The following is a 3,853-nucleotide window of genomic DNA, read 5'->3' as shown; positions in this document are numbered from 1 at the left end:
CCGACGACGATGTGTTCGCTGTCGATGTCGAGGACGGCACCTTCGCGGATGGTGGCGACGCCGACCAGTCCGCCGTTCCCGTTTCGCGTCGAAGCGCGAATGCTGGTCTCGTCGGCGTCGATACCCCACGTCTGGACGTCCTCGATGTGTGCCCCTGCTTCTTCAGCGAGTAAGGAGAGCACGTCCATCGTCTCTGAGAACACGTCCGGTTTGATGCCCGCTAGCCCGCCGTCGTCGGTGACGCCGACGACGTACGTCGCTTCGCCGTCCCCGGAGAGGAAACGGTGGCGTAGTTGTGCAGCGAGACTTTCCATTCGCCCGTGGGCGAGGTGGATCTCCCTCGTGAGTCGTTCCTTGAACTCCACGCTGCCACCTTCCTGCTCTCCCCGGTCGAGAGCGCGCTGTAAGGCGGCGCGGTCGGCGCTCATGGAGGCGAATTAGGGATGATAGGTCAAAAGGGTTGCCCGCGTTAGGGGTCGGTTTACACCGAATCGGTACGAACGGCTCTGGAGTTGTATTTAGACGTTCGCTTCGACGGATTTGTCGCGGACGAACCGGACAGGAACGTTTTTTCGACGCATCCGACCGCTCGTGACGATCGTCGCGCTTGGCGCGTCCTCGTTGATGGAAAAGACATACCACACGGTCGTGGAGTCACCCGGTTTGAGTACGCCGGAGTGGCCAGTCGTGTTCGTGAGCGGCTGTGCGCCCAGCAGCGATCCGTTCGAGCGAACGGCGAAATCCTGCGATTGCAGGCCGACGGTATCATCGCCGTCGTTCGTGACGTTCATCGAAACGAGGAGGAACCGTTTCCCGCCCCTCGCTTTGTACACGTCGTCGTCCCCTGTCTTCGGGTTCACCTTCGGGACGCGTTTCGCGTTCCAGCGGACTTCGAGCGCGTTCGCCGCGTTCGGGGTCGCCGTCGAGTTCGCGGAGACGTTCCACCCGCCGTCGGTCGCGACGTGGCCGCCAGTACCGAGAATCGTCGGGGCGACGACGGCGGCAAGCGCGATGGCGAGGACCGCGACGACGACGCCAGCGACCATCTTTCGTGAAACCGCGTCCGGAAGCGGGAGGGAGTCGGGAAGCGAAACCGGGAGTAGGCCGTTTCCATCCGTGTCACCCGATTCGTCCGCCCCGGTCGCGTCGCCGTCGGCGAACCGCTCGACGAGGTCGTGGAGTTCGCGCGCTTCGACGATGGTCCGTAGTTTCTCGCCATCGACCAACTGGATGCCAGCTTGCGAGCCGATCTTCTCCGCGTCCTCGGTGAACGTTCCCGGAGTGACGACGGCACCCTCGTTGACGCCGTACTGCTTGCAGATCTTGGCGAACTGCTGGAGTTCCTGCCCGCTGACGCCGTCCCCCGTTCGCGGCGTGGCCCAGATGAGTCCTTCCGCACCCTCCCGTTGGAGGGCGACGAACGTCTTTTCGGACTTCTCTTTCACCGTCGTCGTCCACCCCTGTTTCTGCCAGAGGGTCGCGACGAAATCGGGAAACGCGGACTGTGGTATCTGTCGTATCATGGTCTGGAGAAGGACACCTGGTTTGTGCTGATATGATCAACCATAGCATAAAAGCTATCTGACATATTCACGCCTGTGCCCGGCGAACGACGAGAACGGCCGCCGCCGCGAGTGCCACGAGCGCAACCGGGATACCGAATCCCGGCAGACCGTCCTTCGACACCGACTGGGCAGTGATTGGCTGCTGGGTCGTGACCGGTGGGACGGTTTCCGTGGTCGTCGTATTCGTCGTAGTCGTGGACGTATTCGTTGTGATGGTAGTGGTCGTCGTACTGGTGGTAGTGGTCGTCGTGCTGGTGGTAATCGTGGTAGTGGTAGTGCTGGTCGTCGTGGTCGACTCCTCCGAACTGGACGCGACGACACCCGGGAGGGTCTGTTCCTGATCGCGGAGTTCGACCGTGAACGTCCGTCCCGATTCCAACCCGCTGAAATCGAACGTCGCTCCGAACGTCCGGTCTTCCGTGACCGTCGCCGTCTTCGGCCAGAAGAACGCCCCGGAACCCTTGTCGTGGGCGGAGATGTTTATGGTCGTTCCCGGCGCGAGATTCGTCGTCCCGCCGACTCTCGTCTTGCCGTCCACCACCAACACGTCACCCGTGTGGTCGAGCGAGACGCGGCGTTTTTCGACGGTGAAGTTTGTGCTCGCCGTCTCGATGTGGGCGACCAAGGGGTTGTCTTCCCCGATCTCGAACGTGGCCTCGTAGCTGTCACCGGCCTCGATTCCGTGTGCGTCGGTGCCGAGCATCAGATACAGAACGTCGTTTTCGTCGTCGATCAACAGCCGTTTCGCCTCGTCACCGTCGAACTCGTTCGCAACGGTGTTTCGCTTCGCGTTCGTCTCACGGAAGTGAATCCGAACGTCCTCGCCGCTCCCGTCGAGCATGGACTTGTCGAGGAACCCGGACATGCCGGAGACGTTGACGGCGAGGACGAGTTGATCGTCCTTCGCAACCGTCCCGTTCTCGGTCGGGGAAACCGCCGCGCGCAGGTCGTCCGCCGTTTCAAACTCCGATACGTCCGTCTTTTCAGGAAGGACCCCCGTGCGTGCCGCTCTCAACGTGTGCTTTTTCACCGTGAACGAACCCATGTCCTGCGTGACGCCATCGACCGTGACGTTCATGTCGTACACGCCGGATTGCAGCGGTCCCTTTTCCGATGGAATCCGCACGTTCGGCGTACCCTTGATTCCCCCCTTACCAACCGTCACGGTGCGGTTCGGGTCGGCCGCTCGGTACGTGTTGAGGTCGAGCGTTGTCGTTCCGCTGGTGACGTTCACCTGCACCCAGAAGCCGTTAGCCGTTGATCCGATGTTCACGGTTCCTCCGTGATCCGTGTGGACAGTGATCGGAATCACGTCACCACGGTCGTTAGTGGGTGAGTTGTTGACGAAAGTGGCGCTCTGTCCGTCCGCGATACCCGACGAAAACGGTCCAACGGCGAGCGTACAGAGGAGGACGGCGACGACCACCAGTGACGCGGCGCTTCGAGTCGTCATCAAGTGACAACCCCTCCGCATAATTTTGTGAACTTGTGTCGAAACACAAGATTCCGGCACATTTGAGGCCTGATGGCCGGTAGAGATAGTGTCGACATTGTTTAGTACGAGATGTGTTATGAATCATCCGTAATAAATTCGTCCGTCAGTACCGCGCGTGATAATCAGAAACCGTCAGCAATTCGTAGTGTTCGGGGAGTCGAGCGCTGCGTAGACCAGTCGTTCAGTCGTAAACGCATCTACTCGCTGAAACTGTCGTAGTAGAGCACACCGAGTACGGTCCGCCCGTCGTACACGCCGTCCTCCGCGATTTCCTCCCGCAGTTCATCCATGGTCGTCGTGGCGGACCGAATACTCTCGTTGTGGTCGAGGTCCTGTTCGCCGGTCGGGGTGCAGTCGTAGGCCACGAAGTAATGATGAACGCTATCTGCGTAGCCGTTTGCAGGTTCGACGGTCGTGAGGTGACTGACGCGGTCGGTTTCGTAGCCGGTCTCCTCGATCAGTTCGCGCCGGGCGGCGGCCGCAAGGTCGTCGTCGTCGGGTTCGACGCCGCCGACTGGGAGTCCGCGGGAGACCCGCGACACGGCCTGTCGCCACTCCTCGATGATCACCACGTCGCCGTCCTCGGTGAATGGGAGGACGACCACGCTTTCGGGTTCCGTGATGTAATCGAAGTCCGTCTCGGTGCCGTCCGGCAGGCGGACGTTCTCGTTTCGAACGTCGAACCCCGGACAGTGGTAGGCAACGTCTGAATCGACCGTCTCCCACGCGAGTGGGTCCTTGTCGGATGCCATATGCAGTCTGTCTCGGGCGGGAACAAAGACACACCGGTCTT

At 61.1% G+C, this 3,853-nt stretch carries 3 protein-coding genes and 1 pseudogene; all 4 read right to left on the bottom strand.

What is annotated here, in order from left to right:
* Window positions 1–428 (bottom strand): annotated as a pseudogene (locus tag WBV42_RS06790) (GTP-binding protein); the annotation flags it as partial.
* 90 nt (window positions 429–518) lie between these two features.
* Window positions 519–1,523, bottom strand: coding sequence for a restriction endonuclease (locus WBV42_RS06785; protein WP_423985354.1), 1,005 nt, complete (start codon window positions 1,521–1,523; stop codon window positions 519–521).
* Between the two features lie 67 nt (window positions 1,524–1,590).
* Window positions 1,591–3,018, bottom strand: a complete 1,428-nt coding sequence (locus WBV42_RS06780) for a BGTF surface domain-containing protein (protein ID WP_423985353.1) — start codon at window positions 3,016–3,018, stop codon at window positions 1,591–1,593.
* A 239-nt stretch (window positions 3,019–3,257) separates the two neighbouring features.
* Window positions 3,258–3,812: an NUDIX domain-containing protein gene (locus WBV42_RS06775; protein WP_253225466.1), complete on the bottom strand. Its 555-nt coding sequence runs from the start codon at window positions 3,810–3,812 to the stop codon at window positions 3,258–3,260.
* Window positions 3,813–3,853: the final 41 nt, after the last annotated feature.

This window comes from Haladaptatus sp., from assembly GCF_049589095.1.
Lineage (GTDB): Archaea > Halobacteriota > Halobacteria > Halobacteriales > Haladaptataceae > Haladaptatus.
Note: the sequence above shows the minus strand (reverse complement) of the source record. Positions and strands in the feature narration are given on the sequence as shown.